This is a genomic window from Peribacillus sp. FSL K6-1552 (genome assembly GCF_038005205.1).
Classification (GTDB): domain Bacteria; phylum Bacillota; class Bacilli; order Bacillales; family DSM-1321; genus Peribacillus; species Peribacillus butanolivorans.
In genome coordinates this window covers 3067258-3086206 of record NZ_JBBOST010000001.1, presented here as the reverse complement: position 1 = coordinate 3086206, position 18949 = coordinate 3067258, and the positions used below count along the sequence as shown (strand labels likewise).

Annotated in this window: 13 protein-coding genes, 1 pseudogene and 1 riboswitch; of the genes and pseudogenes, 12 read left to right on the top strand and 2 right to left on the bottom strand. The window is 35.6% G+C overall.

Going from position 1 to position 18949, the window contains the following annotated elements; translation table 11 throughout:
• The first annotated feature begins 41 nt into the window (after positions 1-41).
• The 6 genes from NST21_RS14840 (at position 42) to NST21_RS14815 (ending at position 7380) form a co-directional block, all read left to right on the top strand.
• Positions 42-926: a hypothetical protein gene (locus NST21_RS14840; protein WP_340889866.1), complete on the top strand. Its 885-nt coding sequence runs from the start codon at positions 42-44 to the stop codon at positions 924-926.
• Positions 927-1487: 561 nt separating this feature from the next.
• Positions 1488-3107: an amidohydrolase gene (locus NST21_RS14835; RefSeq protein WP_340889864.1), complete on the top strand. Its 1620-nt coding sequence runs from the start codon at positions 1488-1490 to the stop codon at positions 3105-3107.
• 155 nt (positions 3108-3262) lie between these two features.
• Complete coding sequence (locus tag NST21_RS14830; protein ID WP_340889862.1) at positions 3263-4495, top strand: Zn-dependent hydrolase; 1233 nt, start codon at positions 3263-3265, stop codon at positions 4493-4495.
• A 192-nt stretch (positions 4496-4687) separates the two neighbouring features.
• Positions 4688-4888 carry a DUF3311 domain-containing protein gene (locus tag NST21_RS14825; RefSeq protein ID WP_053346153.1) on the top strand — a complete coding sequence of 67 codons (201 nt, stop codon included), beginning with the start codon at positions 4688-4690 and terminating at the stop codon, positions 4886-4888.
• Positions 4885-6375, top strand: coding sequence for a sodium:solute symporter family protein (locus tag NST21_RS14820; RefSeq protein ID WP_340889861.1), 1491 nt, complete (start codon positions 4885-4887; stop codon positions 6373-6375). Before NST21_RS14825 ends, NST21_RS14820 begins: the two co-directional genes overlap by 4 nt.
• A 138-nt stretch (positions 6376-6513) precedes the next feature.
• Positions 6514-7380 (top strand): nitrilase-related carbon-nitrogen hydrolase, encoded by an 867-nt coding sequence (locus tag NST21_RS14815; RefSeq protein WP_340889859.1) that lies wholly within the window; start codon positions 6514-6516, stop codon positions 7378-7380.
• Positions 7381-7502: 122 nt separating this feature from the next.
• On the opposite strand, the gene NST21_RS14810 is transcribed toward NST21_RS14815, so the two are convergent.
• Complete coding sequence (locus tag NST21_RS14810) at positions 7503-8069, bottom strand: peptidoglycan-binding domain-containing protein (RefSeq protein WP_340889858.1); 567 nt, start codon at positions 8067-8069, stop codon at positions 7503-7505.
• Positions 8070-8542: 473 nt separating this feature from the next.
• Between NST21_RS14810 and NST21_RS14805 the strand changes: the two are divergent.
• Positions 8543-8680, top strand: a pseudogene (locus NST21_RS14805) (permease); the annotation flags it as partial.
• Positions 8681-9415: 735 nt separating this feature from the next.
• On the opposite strand, the gene NST21_RS14800 reads toward NST21_RS14805, so the two are convergent.
• Positions 9416-9790 (bottom strand): DUF2294 domain-containing protein, encoded by a 375-nt coding sequence (locus tag NST21_RS14800; protein ID WP_056523721.1) that lies wholly within the window; start codon positions 9788-9790, stop codon positions 9416-9418.
• Between the two features lie 244 nt (positions 9791-10034).
• A riboswitch (cyclic di-AMP (ydaO/yuaA leader) is annotated at positions 10035-10176 on the top strand.
• Positions 10177-11162: 986 nt separating this feature from the next.
• Between NST21_RS14800 and kdpA the strand changes: the two genes are divergently transcribed.
• From kdpA to NST21_RS14775, 5 genes are all read left to right on the top strand, one after another.
• Positions 11163-12836, top strand: coding sequence for a potassium-transporting ATPase subunit KdpA (kdpA, locus tag NST21_RS14795; RefSeq protein WP_340889856.1), 1674 nt, complete (start codon positions 11163-11165; stop codon positions 12834-12836).
• A gap of 22 nt (positions 12837-12858) precedes the next feature.
• Positions 12859-14898, top strand: coding sequence for a potassium-transporting ATPase subunit KdpB (gene kdpB, locus NST21_RS14790; protein WP_340889854.1), 2040 nt, complete (start codon positions 12859-12861; stop codon positions 14896-14898).
• A gap of 24 nt (positions 14899-14922) precedes the next feature.
• On the top strand, positions 14923-15480 hold the full coding sequence (kdpC, locus tag NST21_RS14785; RefSeq protein WP_201253557.1) for a potassium-transporting ATPase subunit KdpC: 558 nt from the start codon (positions 14923-14925) through the stop codon (positions 15478-15480).
• A gap of 61 nt (positions 15481-15541) precedes the next feature.
• Positions 15542-17866 (top strand): universal stress protein, encoded by a 2325-nt coding sequence (locus tag NST21_RS14780; protein ID WP_340889849.1) that lies wholly within the window; start codon positions 15542-15544, stop codon positions 17864-17866.
• Positions 17867-18466: 600 nt separating this feature from the next.
• Positions 18467-18931: a DUF2690 domain-containing protein gene (locus NST21_RS14775; protein WP_083450911.1), complete on the top strand. Its 465-nt coding sequence runs from the start codon at positions 18467-18469 to the stop codon at positions 18929-18931.
• Positions 18932-18949 lie beyond the last annotated feature (18 nt).

Sequence of the window (18949 nt, the reverse complement as noted above, 5' to 3'; positions counted from 1 at the left end):
ACAATATTTAAGTAAAGAGGACCTCAAAGGGAGCGATTTTCTTGGATACTTTTCAAAGAGAAATGAATCATAATAGAGATGAATTCAGAAGAACTAGATGGACAAAGCATCGTGAACAAGTTACAGGATTATTCGATGCTGTTTTTTTGAAAAAAGGTTTAGTTGATAACGTAGCAATATTTGGTGCAGGCAATTGCGATGATCTAGATCTTGACCGTCTTGCGACTAAATGTAACTCCATCTATTTATTCGATATAGATATAGAAAGTATGAATAAAGGTACGAAGAATTTTTCGGAAAGTACTCGTAATAAAATAAAACTGATTGAATTCGATGTAACAGGGTTGAATAAAATAGATTTTGAACATAAGCTTTCTTTTTTGCTAGAGCGTGGGGAAAAAGCCGATGATATTGTAAGATTTCTGAAAGATACTGAGAATCAGTTAGGTCAAATAGCGGATGGAGTTTTCGCTGATTATATTAATCATTTTGATATCGTTGCAACATCCGCAATTTATACCCAATTATTTTATAATTGGGCTATAGATACGCTTTCTGAATATGAGCACCAATATGAGAAGGAAGAATTAGAAAAGATTAAGGATGGCTTTCTTGACTTAAGAGATCAGATTGTACTTACCTTACATCACTCAATTTCTAAATGTTGCGTTGAAAATGGGATTTATATTACATGGTCTGATATTTTAAAGATAGAGCCTGAGTATATGGATACTTTTAATAAAGGGCTTAATGCCATATTTGCTTTAGCTTCTAATGTAGGGTATGGTGCAGCCCTGATTGGAATAAAAGATTTTATGGAAAAAGTGGATAAAAGTGAACTATCCCTTAGATATTGGCCATGGGACTTTAATGAAAATAAACAGTATTTGACTATGGGGCTTATTGGGAGGTTTCAACAAATTTAATAGGTAAAATAAAAAGAAGAAATTTAATAGGATAGATTAAGCCATCTCATAGGCTTTATCTATCCTTTTCTTCAAACATTTCAAAGTAAAAAAGGAATATCACCTCTGTTAAGAAGGAAATGATGCAGGAGATATAGTTATGTGTGAATTGAATTCAATAATTCGTATTGCGAGTTAGAATATTCCTGTTCACTAGAGGTTACATGTAGGTGCATATCAATGCTTGCTTTCTCTATATCCTCCTTTATTACACCTCAACAAATAGGTAATTTTACCCCTGGATAATTTGCGAATAAGACATAATCATATGAAAAGTATAAAAAATCGATGAAATTTTTAACTTTTTGTCTAATGTATATAATTCCTAATGTAGATATAATGAAACTACTGAAAACTGAATATTCAAAATTGTGGTTCTTGAAGGTATATATAAAGGACGAGTGTAGGTATTGAGAGAATACTAGTCAGCATTATTTTGGTTATGAAAAAGGGATTTACAGATCAGAAGTAAGGTTTTGATAACTGTCTCTTTAAAAGCGAAGTTCAATAAGGGGTGTGTTTATGCAAGCTGATATTGTGTTCATAAACGGAGAAGTTATTACAGTTGATCAAAAGAATAAAGTAGTCGAAGCGGTAGCGGTCAAAGGGAATCGTATCTCAGCAGTTGGTTCAAATCGAGAAGTTAAGGGTTTTATCGGAGAAGAAACGAAAGTGATGGATTTGCAAGGAAAGACACTACTTCCAGGATTTATTGATGCTCATATTCACCTTATTTTATACGGGGTTAATCAGTTGGCAGTAAGTTGTAAAGATGAGCATATCAAATCTATAGAGGATTTGTTAAATGATTTGAAGGAGAAAGCATCAACCATCCCAAAAGGTGAATGGATACGTGCCTGGGGATTCAATGAAACGGTTGTGAAAGAAAAGCGTTATCCAACAATAGCCGAGTTGGATGCAATTTCAGTCGAACATCCAATTATAGTATCCCGTACATGCAGTCATATAAGCGTGGTTAATAGCAAGGCGTTAGAGATTGCCAAAATTAATGAAAACTCTGAGAATCCTACAGGAGGGATTATTGAAAAGGATAAGACGGGAAGGTTTACAGGCAGATTAATTGAAACAGCAAATATGATAATGACTGAAATTGCAAGTTATACAGAAAGTGAACTTATGAAAGCAGTGAAAATTGCGTCAGAGCATTTTGTTGCAGCAGGCATAACAAGTATTCATGAAGCAGGTGCTTATGGTCCTGAGAGTTTCCGTTTACTTCAACAAGCTGTTAAAAGTAAGGATATTCGTGTTCGTATATATGCAATGATTGGTTCATTAAATAATTCTCATGAATTTGTTAATAAAATGGTAGAAGCAGGTGTAATAACCGGTACTGGGGATGAAAGATTCAAAATTGGACCGGCTAAATTGTTTACAGATGGAAGTAGTACTGGTCCTACGATTGCCACTCGTGAGACATACTCCAGTGACCCTGACAATTTTGGCATTCTTTATTATAGTGAAGAAGAAATCTATCAAGTTTTAGGTCAAGCACATAAAAAAGGCTATCAAATCACTGTGCATGCTCAAGGGGATAGAGCGATTGAAATGTATTTAAATTGTGTAGAAAAGGCGTTGGAGGAATCACCAAGAAAAGATCATCGCCACAGAATTGAGCATGCGGGGATCTCATCGCCAGATTTACAAGAGAGAATGAAAAATCTCGAACTCATCCCTATCCCAAACCCTCCATTTCCTTATGAATTCGGGGATATATATATCCAACACTATGGTAATCGAGTCAACCACATGTATGCTGTTCGTGATTTTATTGATAATGGCATCATTGCAGCAGGTGGTTCAGATGCTCCAGTTACTGATTATAACCCTTTATTAGGTATTCACGTTGCTGTTAATAGAACAAGCCAATCTGGTTCTGAAATAGGTGTTGCTCAATCAATTAGCGTAATGGAAGCCATTAAACTATACACTTGGAATGGCGCCTATGCGAGTTTTGAAGAAGATATTAAAGGCAGCATAGAGGTAGGCAAGTTGGCAGATTTCGTGGTTTTAACTGACAGTATTTTAAAAGTTAACCCGCTTCATATTAAAGATTTACAAGTAGAATCAACGATTATAGATGGTGAGATTCTATATCATAGAGAATCATTAGTGGAAATATAATCTATCGTAGAGGGTCCTTCACATTACTTTTTCAATGCAAGAGTAGTATTTTCACTGCAAGGATTTCCCAAAGAGCTTACATTTTTTAAAAAAGTGAAAAGCCGAAAAAATCGCTTTAAGAAATTTAGCAGTTTATTTGAAAGGGGATATGCTCTATGAAAAAACAAAAATTATTAATTAATGGTGAAAGGCTAAGTAAAACGCTTGAAAAATTTGCGGATTTTGGACGAACAGTAAACAATGGAGTCACTCGCCTATCACTGACTGAAGAAGATCGTTTAGTTCGTGATTACTTTTGCTCTTGTTGTGAAGAATTGGGAATGACCGTTAAAGTTGATGATTTGGGGAATATTTACGCTACTTTAGCAGGAAGTGAAGACAAACCGCCGATTGTAATGGGTTCACATATGGATACAGTAAAAAAGGGTGGACGGTTTGATGGCATCTTAGGAGTAGTTGCTGGTTTAGAAGTTGTGCGAACCCTAGTAGAAAATAATATCAAACCCAAAATTCCGGTTATGATTGTTAATTTTACTAATGAAGAAGGAGCCAGGTTTGAACCTTCTATGATGACATCGGGAATCCTTTCAGGAAAATTCGAAAAAACTATTATGCTACAAAAAACAGATAGTGAAGGAACTACTTTTGAAGAAGCATTAAATGCTAGTGGGTATGCAGGTGAAGTAGAGTCTCGTTTAAAAGAAGCTACAGCATTTTTAGAGTTGCATATTGAACAAGGCCCTATTCTTGAACGTGAATCACTAACCATTGGTGTTGTTGAATGTGTTCTTGGAATGGTTTGCTATGAAATCGAAGTAACAGGGGAATCTGATCATGCTGGAACCACTCCTATGAATATGAGAAAAGATGCTTTCTTTACTACGAATAGCTTAATCACAGAGGCTCGTCAAAAACTGGGTATGCTTGACGACGATTTAGTTTTTACGATGGGAAGGGTAAATGTGTTTCCTAATATTCATACGGTTATTCCAAATAAAGTTATTTTCTCGTTAGAAGCTAGACATAAGGATCCAAATACTATTAGACAGGTAGAGGAAATAATTGAAGGACTTACAACACCAGGTTCAAAAGATGGATGTGAAATCCAAGTAACAAAATTATGGGACCGGGATACCGTTTGGTTCGATAAGTCAATCTGTGATTTGTTAGAACAATCTACTAATTCATTAGGTCTTTCGTATAAAAGAATGGTAAGTGGAGCTGGTCATGACGCCCAGTTCATAGCTAGTTACATTCCAACTGCTATGGTTTTTGTCCCAAGTATTAACGGTAAAAGTCATTGTGAAGAAGAGCTTACCACATGGGAAGATTGTGAAAAAGGAGTAAATGTGATTTTAGAAACTGTACTTGCAATACAATCTAAATAAGAATTCTTAGTAAGAATAATTAAAATAGAATTGATTTGTAATTTGTTTGTTGTATGGATTTAAGAACATAAAAGGGTGACTAAATGTTTATCCATCATACCATCAGTAATGGATAAAAGAATCCTTACTGATGGTGATTCACTTAATCTAAAGATTAACTATTGAACCTACGAATTACAGGGAGGGTATAATTTGAATGCTATTAAGCTATTGCTCTGGGTACCATTCATAGGGTTTTTAGTTTTTCTGCCCTATGCAAATAAAATAGAACCTTACATATTAGGAATGCCTTTTTTGTTATTTTGGGTTGCATTTTGGATGGTGATGGCTTCGGTTATTTTAATGATTGTATATAAGTTCGATCCTGATAATAAAGGGAGTGATCTAGAATGAATATCTCATTATTTATTATTGCTATCTTCTTAGTTCTAGCTCTTTATTTAGGGATAAAAGCAAGAAAAGGAAAGGATATGGATATGGAGCAATTTGCCGTAGGCGGCAGGGGCTTCGGTACATTCTTTATTTTTCTACTAATTGCAGGTGAAATTTATACAACATTTACGTTTCTTGGTGGAAGTGGATGGGCTTACTCAAAAGGAGCAGCGGCTTATTACGTTCCTGCATATATATTCTTAGCCTATGTACTATCTTATTGGTTAGTGCCCAAAATATGGAGGTATTCAAAGCAACATTCAATTATTTCTCAGCCAGATTATTTTGCATCAAAATACAGCAGTCGTTCAATGGGGATGTTAGTGGCTGTTTTGGGAAGTTTGGCACTTGTACCTTATATAGTTATACAACTCAAAGGGTTAGGGATAATTGTTTCAGAAGCTTCTTACGGAGCAATTTCACCAGTTGCAGCTAGTATAATAGGTGCTATAGTTGTAACAACTTATGTAATGATATCAGGTATTCATGGCTCAGCATGGACCGCTATACTTAAAGATTTTATGATATTGGTAGTTGTAATATTTTTAGGTATTTATATTCCGTTCCATTACTTTGGAGGAATTCAGCCAATGTTTGAGACGGTTCAGTCTGCTAAACCTGAAATGCTAATCTTAGCTGATCAAGGGTTGAGTCAATCCTGGTTTATCTCCACGGTTTTGTTAAATGCTTTAGGGTTTTATTTATTACCACAAACATTTATGGTTGTTCTTTCGTCAAATGGAGAAAGAACGCTTCGTAAAAATGCAATTGCTTTACCACTATACACCTTGTTATTGCTCTTTGTCTTTTTCATAGGTTTTGCAGCTATTATGGAAATCCCGGGTTTGCAAGGGGCTGATGGAGATCTTTCGCTTTTAAGATTAGCGATACAAACATTTGATCCATGGGTAATCGGATTAATCGGAGCTGCAGGCTTATTGACCGCTCTAGTTCCGGCTTCCGTTATGCTAATGGCTGCATCGGTAGGGCTAACAAATAGCTTTTACAAAGTTTTGGTTCCAGCATCTAATGAGAAACAACAATTAATTGTCTCAAGATTAATAATAATTGGTATCTCAATCATTGCCTTAATCGTAACGGTAACAGGTGGCGAAGCGCTAGCCATCTTGAATATCATGTCATATAGTTTAATTACTCAATTAGCACCTGCATTATTTTGCAGTTTACCAAAAAGCAATATAATTAATAAATATGGAGCAATAGCTGGGATATTTGCTGGAGTGCTTATTGTTTTATATGCGACAATTTCAGGTGTGAAAATAGCTACATTTCTGCCGAATATACCACACGTAATTAATGACATCAGTACAGGTGTTATAGCGTTGTTAATAAATATAATAGTAACGTTTATTGTAAGTGGACTAACTAAAAATATCACTATTCATGGTAAGCAAATGAATAATATGAATAAAAGTAATATTTCCTGATTCCTACTCTAGTTTGTAGTTGTCATGTCATTCACTATTCGTTGAAATGGCTAACTAGACCAAGGAGGGCTTTGGACGTATAAATGAAATTAATGATTATTTCATTGCTACAAAAAGAAATAAATTGGGAGGGGTTCTGTGAAAGTCCAAATAACTGCTTGTCAATTTCGTGTAGAAAAAGTAGCATCGTTTAATGAATTCCAGAAACAAGTAGAAGACTTAATCAATCAAGTTCCCGAAAACTCAGATTATATTATTTTTCCTGAACTGTTAACTATCGGGTTATTAGCGACTTTTCCGGATCAGAATGCTTCGTCATTAATCAAGATCGCCGAATATACCACTCAATATAAAGAACTTTTTAGTTCGATTTCAAGAAAAAGAAAGCAGGTTATCATTGCAGGCTCACATCTTGAATGTCGTGAAGATGAGTACTTTAATATTGCATACATTTTTGATAAAGATGGATCTTATGTTGAACATAAAAAAACTCATATCTTTCCTGCTGAAGCAAATTGGCAAACCTCTGAAGGGAATACACTTGAAGTGTATTCTATAGGTCCTGTTAAGATTGGCATAGCCGTGTGTTATGAAGCTGAGATACCAGAAATATCAAGAATCCTAAGTGTAAACGGAGCAGACATTATATTCTGTCCATCATACACTTTTACTGAGGCTGGTTTTTGGAGAGTACGCCATTGTGCTCATGCACGTGCGATTGAAAACCAAGTATACTTTGTTCATTGTCCTACTGTTGGTGAACCAGGAGACCCCCTACCTAATGGATATGGGCGTGCAAGCATATTAAGTCCTTGTGACAAAGCTTGGCTAGCCAATGGGGTAGTAGCTGAAGCAGAAGTTAATAAACATACAGTAATTACCGGTACAGTGGATATTGACGAACTCTATGAGAATCGGAAAAGTGGTGCAGCAACAACATTTAAAGATAGAAAGCGCCGTAAAGATGTTTATACAAAGTATGAGCCGTATAAGCTGCTGAAATAATGTACAACATATTTTGTTAAATAGACTCTATTGTTATGGTACGGTAAGGCTGTCGAGAAACCCTCGACAGCCTTATCTATTTGTCGAGTTGATTCACATGATGGCTTATTTATTCACACAGCCTATTCTTGATAATTAAAGAGAATGTCCCAGGTTTCTGGACCAACAATTCCGTCTACTTGTAATCCGAATTTTTTCTGGAATTCCTTCACTTTGACTTGAGTTTTTAGTCCGAAAATACCATCCACTTTAATTGATCCCCCTGCATCATTAAGCCGAGCTTGAATTCTGGTCACATTCATACCTCGATCTCCAATTTTAATAGCATGACCTGGATAAGGAAACTCGGATTGATAAAGTGCAGTCCAAGTGGACGGTCCAACTATCCCATCTGTGTTCAAATGTCTTCGCATTTGAAATTCTTTGACCTTCTTAAGCGTTATCGAACCAAAAATGCCATCCACTGAGATTGGGACGTTGTTCTTGTTTAATTGGTTCTGTACTTTCCTCACTTCAGATCCTTGATCCCCGTATTTTATGACATGACCCGGGTAAGGATCACTTGCATTTACATAATGAGTGATGTTGGATTTGACGGTCGTTGAGGCTTCAGTCATTGTAGGGAGTAAAATTTGAAGCGCTATGAATCCAGCTGTAGACACTCCTATTAAGGATTTTTTCATGCTCATACCCATTTCCTCCTTAAATATTAAAATGGTAAACATAACACAGGTATAACTCTTGTTTTATTTTTACATATTTTGTATATAATGTAATTATATAATCTATTGAGTTCTGATGCAAAAAATTCAGGACAAATGCAAGTATTCTCTAAATCTTGGACATAATGATACTACTACTGTACAAAATGTGTTGGACCTGTATGGAAAACCAAAATTGTTTATAGTAACATTATCACCCAAACATGGATTGCTAACAGTGAGATGATACCCACGCGGTACGAATTGAGCTCTCGTAATGAAGTTGAAATGATGGAAGTACGTGGCTTATTAATGGCTTACTCAGCAATAAATATACCTGCTTTCACAATGATATAGTAATTTGATGTTGTTAAGTTTTTATAGTCAATGTCATAAGACTTATAATATCGTAATAATACATTCCTCAAATTATAAACAAAGTTAAGGTGAGGATACTTGCTATGTCAACCTTTTTACAATTGAATACAAGATTTATCAGTATCTTAATATAAGCAATTCCGTTTGTGTTAATCGATGTTTTTATGGCTGGAAAAATAAAGATGTTTGTTAGTGAAGAAATGGTTGGGAAAGTAGTGCCGATGACAACCTAAAACAGCAGTTATTACGGAGATGAAGATTATTAAGAGTTAAGGGAGGAAGAATTTAAGGCACTCTCCACAAAAAAAGAGTATTGTTTTAAATGATAAAAACTACCTATAAGGATTAGATATCCTATATAATTTCCCAGGTAACTTTATGGACAAAACTATTGAGGTTGATGGTAGTTAAAGGAGAAGCAGTGAGTGCTAAACTGCTCTCTGTAATTCGACTCCGAGTTATACATTATATCGCTGATTTAGGGGAAATTATCCTCAATTTATTACCAGCCATTCAAAGCAACTATTTCGTATCTCATAGCCCAAGATTGGAATACACTTGAAGATTCTGACAATCCTTACACCTATAAAAAGTATTAAATTGCTGGAATTTAAAATGCAGAAACATAATCTGTACAAATTACGGTCTTTTGATTTAACGAAAACGTAAAAAACATCGGTTAAGATGACAACATTCATAGTCATCCTACTGATGTTTTTTATTAAAAAAGCTCAATAAAAATAATCCGGCTTTTGACCGTATAGGTTACAGGATGTTATTGATGAATAGGATAAACATCCGACAAATTCTCAAATAAAAATAATCTTAATATAATATATGGATTTATCGAATCGTATCTAGAATCTTTAAGGAAATATTTTGTATTAATACTAAACAAGTACGTTCAAAAACTTCAATACTTTTTATCTTCATAATTTCAAAACAAGTATTATTATTTATTTGATAGTTTCTAAGTACCTCTCTAAATCCTTATCCATAATAAAAACTTCGATTCTTTCACCTGTTTTAGTGCTAATATCACTATGGGAGGAAAGAACCTTGCATCCAGTATGATCTTCAACTATTTTTTCGTAATCCTTGGTGTACATTTCACGAAGAAGCGAACGCATTTTTTTTACAAGTTTTTTGCCGGAATTGTGACTGACAAGGTGCTTTTCTTCCACTGTCAGAACACCTTTAAAACGAGTAATCAACATGTCATTAATTAAATATGTTTTGGCTTCCTGTGGTCCTCTGCCAATAAGATCACGCTGGAATTTAATAAATGCTTCACTTATTTCAGCCTCAAGTTTCTTTTTAGAATTTAACATATTGCCTCCATTTTATCTCAGGAATTTATGGGGTTTATCATAATGCCCAATCTAAGTTCTTGTCAATATGAGTTTGTAAAACTTTAGAAAAATACGTAATATATAGGAATTTAGAGTAAATAAAGGTTTTGATGGATAAATTTTATTGAAATGGACTTATATGAACGAATTTGAAGTTTTTTCGAGATTTAATGAGGTTTACAAACCTTTAATGGTGAGCGTAGAATAATCCTCATAAATAACAATTTGATATCGGCCAAATCTCAAGTAATTGAGAACGGAGGACCCACTATTATTGGGGTTAATTCTGCATTTGCAGAAGGGATGAGACACTCTTTCGCCATCCTACCCGTCAGCTAACTTCGTCGGCTAAAGCGAAGGAGGTCATTAGACCACCTTAATTCAGGAGGCTTTTTTTGTTGTGATTAAAGCAAAAAAGCAACCTGTCATTTCAGTAGGTCTTTTTATTATGCCTATAAATGAAAAGGTTTCTTGGAAGACTGATCGCAGAGAGAGCTGTATAGCTTGCTAGGCGTTAAGTAGACCAATGAGTACTTTTTCTCCAACAATATGTTTGTTTGTGCAAGTCATTCTTTTTTCCGCTGCGTGAATGTTTTTTACGCTGCTGGAATCTGAATAGAATTTGCATGGCTGCATACTGGAGAGAGAGTAAGCATTGGTCTATTTTTTATGTTTTAGTAGTCAGGATTATCTAACCAAGAAAAAATTAAGTGTGGAAAACAAAAAAAGTAAGCGGAGCGATTGTATGGGAAAAGTACTGATTAGAAATTATTCAAATTTAGTAAAGAATAGCATCTTGGCAAGCCATATGCACACAAATAATCTGCAAATATTTGACTATGACAAAAAGTGGTTTAAGACCAATATCAATTTGTCCGAATGCACTAGCTTTTTATAACTGTATCTCTTTCCTAATTCTCTTATTGATGGAATTAACTTTGTTAGAATTTTTTCAGAGTTCAAACCTTACAGACTAATAGTTGTTACTTGTCATAACCAATATATTAGCATGTGTAAAAGAATGGGACCTGATTGTGTTATCGGATTTTAACAAACAATGCTCTTTAGTTTAATTGCCAGTAATTATTAAGCGGTGGAAAAAAGAAATTTATTATTAATGGTTGTTTGGAATGAGAAGGGAGAAATTCACATGGATTTTGTATCGATATTACTTATAGCTATAACTTTTTTTCTCTTTTTAGGATTTATTCTTTTTTGTAACAAAGTTATAGAAAAAGAGGGAGAGTAGAAAATGTTTTTATTTCTTATCGTCGGAGCGATTACATTGTATTTAATTCATGCTCTAATTTATCCAGAAAAATATTAATAGTTACTAACGGAGGAAAAGTAAATGGATTTTTTACAAATCGGCGTGGTATTGGCACTTGTCGTTATATTAGCCATACCAATGGCCATATATTTAACGAATGTTTATTCTCTTGAAATAACAAAACAAGATAGCATGTTTGGAAAAATAGAACGAGTTATTTTCAAACTATCTGGCATTGATACAAATGATATGAGATGGCAGCAGTACGCCAAGGCACTGCTATTGAGTAACTTAGTAATGTTTATTATCTCGTATATTATCATTCGCTTTCAAGGTATTTTACCAGGTAACCCTAGTAAGATAGACAGCATGGAGCCATTATTGGCATTTAATACTGCTGCAAGTTTTCTTACAAATACCAATTTACAGCACTATAGTGGAGAATCGGGTCTCTCTTATTTATCTCAAATGGCAGTAATTATATTCTTGATGTTTACGACACCCGCTACTGGTCTTTCATTATGTATGGCATTTTTTAGAGGGTTAACGAATCAGCGGAGTATAGGAAACTTTTATGTGGATTTAATTCGTTCAATTACTCGGGTGCTACTTCCATTATCTATTTTGATTGGTTTAGTTCTAGTGTCACAGGGGGTGCCGCAAACACTTAATCCTACGGCAATTGCTACCACATTAGAAGGAGCCACGCAAAATATTGCAAGAGGGCCTGTAGCTGCATTGGAGTCTATCAAGCACATTGGTACAAATGGAGGAGGATTCTTTGGGGTCAACTCAGCCCATCCATTTGAAAATCCTAACGGTTTTACAAATGTCTTGGAAATATTATCTATGTTTCTGATACCTGCCGCTCTTCCATTGACTTTTGGATATATGGCGAGAAATAAGAAACAAGGATGGATCCTTTTTTCAGCGATGGGATTAATGTTGCTTGTCTTCCTAAGTATTACTTATATTAATGAAAAAAATGGTAATCCAGCATTAGAGAAAATAGGTCTTTCACAAGAGAATGGGAGTATGGAAGGAAAAGAGGTTCGTTTTGGTATTGCTCAGAGTGCATTATTTACAAGTGTGACAACAGCTGCTACTACAGGCTCTGTTAATAATATGCATGATACCCTTACTCCACTCGGAGGCATAGCACCACTGGCAATGATGATGTTGAACTGTGTGTTTGGCGGTGATGGAGTAGGGACGGTAAATATCCTTATGTATTCAGTAATGGCTGTATTTCTTGCCGGACTTATGGTTGGCCGTACACCTGAGTTTTTAGGTAAGAAAATTGAAGGAAAGGAGATGAAATTAATAGCAATAGCGATTCTTCTGCATCCATTAATCATCTTAGTACCCTCTGCCATAGCTTTAGCAACACAGTTGGGTTCATCGGCTATTTCAAACCCTGGTTTTCATGGTATTTCTCAAGTAGTCTATGAGTTTACTTCTTCTGCAGCCAATAATGGTTCTGGTTTTGAAGGTTTAGGTGACAATACACCATTTTGGAATATTTCCACTGGTTTAGTCATGTTGTTTGGCCGTTACTTCTCAATGATTGCAATGATTGCTGTCGCTGGATCATTACTCGCTAAGAAACGTGTTCCAGAAACAATCGGAACATTTAAAACAGATAATAGTACGTTCCTTGTTATTCTTTTAGCTACTGTTTTAATTATTGGAGCATTGACTTTCTTCCCTGTAATTGCACTTGGGCCAGTCGCTGAGTGGCTAACGATTAGATAAATGTTGAAAAGGAGTATTCCAAATGAGTACAAAGCGTAAAGCAAACGTAAGTAAGAAAATTGTTTTAGAGGCGTTTAAAGATGCGTTCAAAAAATTAAATCCAAAAGTAATGGCTCGTAATCCAGTTATGTTTGTAGTTGAAATAGGGTTTGTTATTACCCTTCTCCTTTCAATATTCCCTGCACTTTTTGGTGGAATATCAGAAAGAGGATATAACATTGCAGTGACCATCATTTTATTTGTGACCATTATTTTTGCTAATTTTGCTGAAGCTCTGGCAGAAGGACGCGGAAAAGCACAAGCTAATAGTCTTAAAAAGACAAAGCAGGATACTAAAGCAAGGTTAATCCTGAAAGATGGCAGCATAAAAATAGTCGATGCCACAGAACTACGCAAGGGCGATACAGTTTTAGTGAAAGCCAATGATTTAATTCCAACGGATGGTGATGTAATCGAAGGAGTGGCTGCTGTAGACGAATCAGCAATTACTGGTGAATCAGCTGCTGTAATAAAAGAGTCTGGTGGGGATTTTAGTTCGGTAACAGGTGGTACAAAAGTTATTAGTGACTATATAAAAGTCAAAGTAAGTACTGATCCTGGGGAATCTTTCCTTGATCGTATGATTAACTTGGTAGAAGGAGCTAAAAGACAAAAAACACCTAATGAAATTGCCCTTAGTACTCTGCTTGTTAGTTTGACACTTATCTTTTTGCTTGTATGTACTACGCTAGTACCTATTGCTTCATATATCAAAGTGACATTGCCAATCGCTACCTTAATAGCATTACTGGTATGCTTGATTCCCACAACAATCGGAGGTCTACTCTCTGCTATAGGAATAGCAGGAATGGACAGAGTAACACAATATAATGTAATTGCGAAGTCTGGAAAATCGGTAGAAGCAGCTGGTGATATTAATACGATCATCCTTGATAAAACGGGAACCATCACACATGGTAACCGCATGGCTGCTGCCCTTTTACCGGTTAGTGGTATAAGTCAAGAAGAGCTTAACAAATTTGCGGTATATTCATCTTTACATGATGAAACTCCAGAAGGCCGTTCTGTCATAGAATTTGCAAAAAAATCCGGCTTGTCTGAAAAAGGATTAGATAAAAATGGTACGGAAGGAATAGAGTTTACAGCTGAAACCAGGATGAGCGGAACTGACTTTACTGATGGGAAAAAGGTCAGAAAAGGTGCAGTTGATGCAATAATCGAAAACATCCTGTATCAGGGGGGAAAAGTCCCAAGTGATTTAAAAGACATTAGTGATAAAGTAGCCATGCAAGGCGGGACGCCACTTGTTGTTATAGAAGGAAATCGTGTACTAGGTGTTATTTACTTGAAAGATACAGTAAAACCAGGTATGAAGGAACGTTTTGATGAATTACGAAAAATGGGCATTAAAAGCGTGATGTGTACTGGTGATAATCCTTTAACAGCTGCGACTATTGCTAAAGAAGCCGGAGTAGATGATTTTATTGCCGAAGCAAAGCCTGAAGATAAAATTTCCGTTATTAAGAGGGAACAAGCGGAAGGTAAACTTGTAGCAATGACCGGAGATGGCACAAACGATGCGCCTGCGTTGGCACAGGCTGATGTAGGATTGGCTATGAATACAGGGACAAATGCAGCGAAGGAAGCTGCTAATATGGTGGATTTGGATTCAGATCCTACAAAAATCATTGAAGTAGTAGCCATTGGAAAACAATTGCTTATGACCCGAGGTGCTTTAACAACCTTTAGCATTGCGAATGATGTGGCTAAATATTTTGCGATAATCCCTGCTATGTTCATGTTGGCTATTCCTCAAATGAAAGCTCTAAATATTATGGGATTAGCAACACCTCAAAGTGCTATATTATCAGCTTTGATATTTAACGCCATTATCATTCCATTGCTAATACCATTAGCAATGAAGGGTGTTAAATATGTTCCTATGAGCGCCACAAGATTGTTAACAAAGAATTTGTCTCTATATGGATTAGGAGGCGTGTTAGTTCCTTTTATCGGAATTAAATTTATTGATTTAATTCTTGTGATGTTAAGAGTAGCTTAAAATTAAAAATAAGGGTGAGAATTCATGTTAAAGAATATACGTACAGTTTTCGTACTACTATTTATTTGTGGAATTGCGTATCCGTTACTGATGACAATGCTAGCTCAGGTGATAATGCCTGTAAAAGCAGAGGGTAGCTTAATTAAAAATGAATCGGGTGAAATTATAGGCTCCGAAATGATTGGTCAATCTTATAAAGATCCGGGTTACTTCCATGGTCGTATTTCTTCCATTAATTACGACGCAGCTGGCTCAGGTACGCCAAACTATTCTCCATCAAATAAAGAAATGATTGAACGGACATTAAATGATATTGAAGAATTTTTAAATGAAAACCCTACAGTAGATAAAGCAGATGTACCTTCTGACTTAATGACAAATTCGGCTTCAGGACTTGATCCAAATGTTTCTCCTCAAGGAGCGATTGTTCAGGTTCCCCGTATTGCAAATGAGAGAGGATTATCTGAAAAAAGTTTATATAATCTTGTTGACGAATACACGGAAAGTCGTTCATTTGGACTTTTTGGTGAACCTCGAATTAATGTTTTGAAGTTAAATATAGCATTGGACGAACTAGAATAATTTTGATTAGGAGAGTTTTTCTACTCTCCTTTTACCTTAGAATGAAACTGGAGGTAGTAATATGCCAGATCAATTTCGTAGAAAAACACCAGATGAAATTCTAAAGTCGATCTCTAATATTAAAAAAGGCAGGCTGAAGATCATACTTGGGGCTGTATATGGTTCAGGGAAAACCTATCATTTGCTCCTTGAAGGAAATGAGTTAAAAAAACGTGGAATTGACGTAGTTGTCGGGGGAGTTTGCACATCGAGTAGTCCTAAAACACTTGAGCAATTAGGCTGCCTAGAAATTATACCTTCTATCGAATGGGAGCAAAACGGTCATGTAAGACAAGATTTGAATATGAAGGAAATTTACAAACGAAACCCGGAAGTAATTTTAGTTGACCAATTAGCTCATAAAAATCATTCATCTGCTAAAAACCCAACTAGATTAGAAGATGTTAAGGAATTAATAAACAACGAGATTAGTGTCATAACAACAATAAATATTTACGAGTTGAAAGGAGTGAAAAAAGTTGCAGAGCAATTACTACAACTGCCACTTCATGTAAATGATACTGTACCCGAAGATACATTGACGCAGGCAGATGAAGTACGTCTTTTAGATGTTACTCCTGAAGCAATTTTAAAACGTCTCCAGGAAGGGGAAATTGAAGAAAAAGACGAACAAGCCAAAGGACTTGTGCAATTATACAATAAGGATAACCTAGCGGTACTTAGGGAACTGTCACTCCGGTTTTTGGCTGGAGAAGTGGAAGAGGATCTAACTGAATATCGAGAAGAGGAAGGGTTATTGGGACCTTCAGGTGCTTCTGAACGGATCTTGGTATGTGTACAATATCATTGGAATGGATCCATCTTAATACGAAGAGGGGATCAAATAGCCAAACGTTTAGGTGGGGAGCTATTGATTGTTAGCTTTGTTCCAATTCAAAGAAAATTATCTAAAGAAGAAGAAATGTTTAAAAGATCCATGCAAAAACTCATTAATAAATTAAATGGAAAATTTGAGGAATTGACAATAAAAGGGGAAGAAATCGCTGAAGAAATAGTTGAATATGCCATGCAACATTATGTAACTCGAATTATCCTAGGTCATTCTAAAAGGACGAGATGGGAAGAGATTATTCACGGTTCAATAGTCAATAGAATATTGAGAAAAACGAAAAATATTGATGTGTTTATTGTAGCAGACCGTGCAGAAGTACATGGAGAAAGAGTAATACCCGCTATTCATTCAAAAACAAGGAAAAAAAATCCATATCAAAGACTTTCTCCTGATGAAATAAAAGAAAAAATACAAGGGGTAAAAAGAGGTACGTTAAAAATTTATATTGGGGCTGCACCTGGTGTAGGAAAAACATATACCATGCTGAGGGAAGCAAATCAATTGAATCAAAACGAAATTGATGTTGTGATTGGATTATTGGAAACACACGGGCGTAAAGAGACAGCAGCGCAAATTGGAACTTTAGAAATCATACCTCGAAAACATATTACATATAAAAACGTAGTACTGGAAGAAATGGACCTTAAGGCCATAATTATTCGCAATCCTGAAGTAGTGCTGGTAGATGAATTAGCACATACGAATGTACCCGGAAGTAACAACCAAAAACGTTATCAAGATGTAATTGCCATTCTGGATGCCGGAATTTCGGTTATTTCTACAATGAATATTCAACATGTAGAAAGTTTAAATGATAGTGTAAAGCAAATAACAGGAGTGTGTGTAAGAGAAACTGTTCCAGACAGTTTTCTTCATTTAGCAGACGAACTAGAGTTAATTGATATCTCCCCAAAGGCACTCAGACAACGGATGCAGGAAGGATATATATATGCTAGAGATAAAGTAGAACAGTCACTTAGCAATTTCTTTAAGACACGAAACCTTATAGCATTGAGAGAACTTACGCTCCGTGAATTAGCAGATGATGTGGATGACAGATTAGAGTCATTAAAACGAAAAGAGGGAGTAAGAGGGCCGTGGAGAAAAGAAGAAGTAATCTTTGTCTGTGTAAATCTTAGACCAGATTCTGAGCGCCTAATTAGAAGGGGATTTCGTATTGCCTATCGTCTTAAAGCTAAGTGGTTTGTTGTGTACGTTAAAGATCAACCATCTCTGTCAAATGATGAGCAGAATATACTCGATAAAATCATAAGTCTTACGAATCGATTAGGTGGTAATTTCGAATTATATTCAACTGCAGACAGACGATTAGTGGTTGGTGAAATAACTAAACAATTACAAGATAAAAAAGCGACACAAGTTATCATAGGGCATTCAGCAAGATCGAGATGGCAAGAAATTAAACAAGGTTCCATTGTTGCACGTCTACTAAGAGAGGCTAGACATCTCGATGTTCTGGTGGTAGCTGATTAAATGACATATGATTATTTTATCAAAAAATCCCTTCTATAAAAATGTTCTAGATATAGTTTTTGATAAACTTAGATAGCCTAAGGTTATAAGAATCCTACCGAATACTTCCTACTAGTGCAACAACCTTCACTTTCACTACCTCCAGGTGTTTTTATTCATTTTACTTTGGTTCATATAATAATCGGTATTTATAAAAAAACGGAAAAGAATGCTTACGAATGCTCTTTTTTCTTTAATGAGCTTGCCTACATTCAATTGGTTCCTGTCCCGTTTTCAACAAACAAAGAACGACCCAAAACCATTATGTCTTTAGGTCCGTGCCAAATACCCCGTCAACAGTAACTAGATGGATAACTTTATACGAAAGATCCATGTATATTTCCTTAGTTTTACAGCTGGTTATAATCAAAAGCTCATGAGGACAGTTAGTTTTACGTCTGTTTTACAGATGAAAAAACGAGACATATCAGACTTGTAAGAGCAGTAACAAAGACCGTCCGTAAAGTATTTCATAAATTTAGGGATTTTTACTCTTACAGAAATATCCCATAATTGTAATATAAAGGGTGAATGAATTTCATGAAGGGAATGATTGATGCAATGAAAAGAATGGTTTTATGTATTTCATTGACTTTTGTAGCTTTTTTTGTCCTTTTTGGCTCCCTTGATTTCTTTACCAACAAGGCATCTGCAGAAACCCACGCCTATGATGGAAAAAGCCCTTACTACAATAGTTGTGCGGCAAGTGCGGTTACGAAGAAGAATTTGAAAATTTATGCAAACGGTGCTTCTGCAAATTTAGAGTTGAAATTCAGTACAACTTGCAAAACCGCTTGGGCAAAGATTACTCTAAGCAGGCCAGCTAAAACTGACGGAGAGGCAACGGCATTAGTCGTCCGGAACACTGATAATAAACAATTTAGTTGTGCATCTCCTGGAGGAAATGGGGAGATTAATAAAGGTCAAACAACATGTTATACACCTATGGTATATGATTTAGATCCGCGAAAAGCGAAAGCAGTTGCATTTTGGCCATATACGGCAGGTGAAACCGGCTGGTATTAATGATAAAGCAAAAGCCTT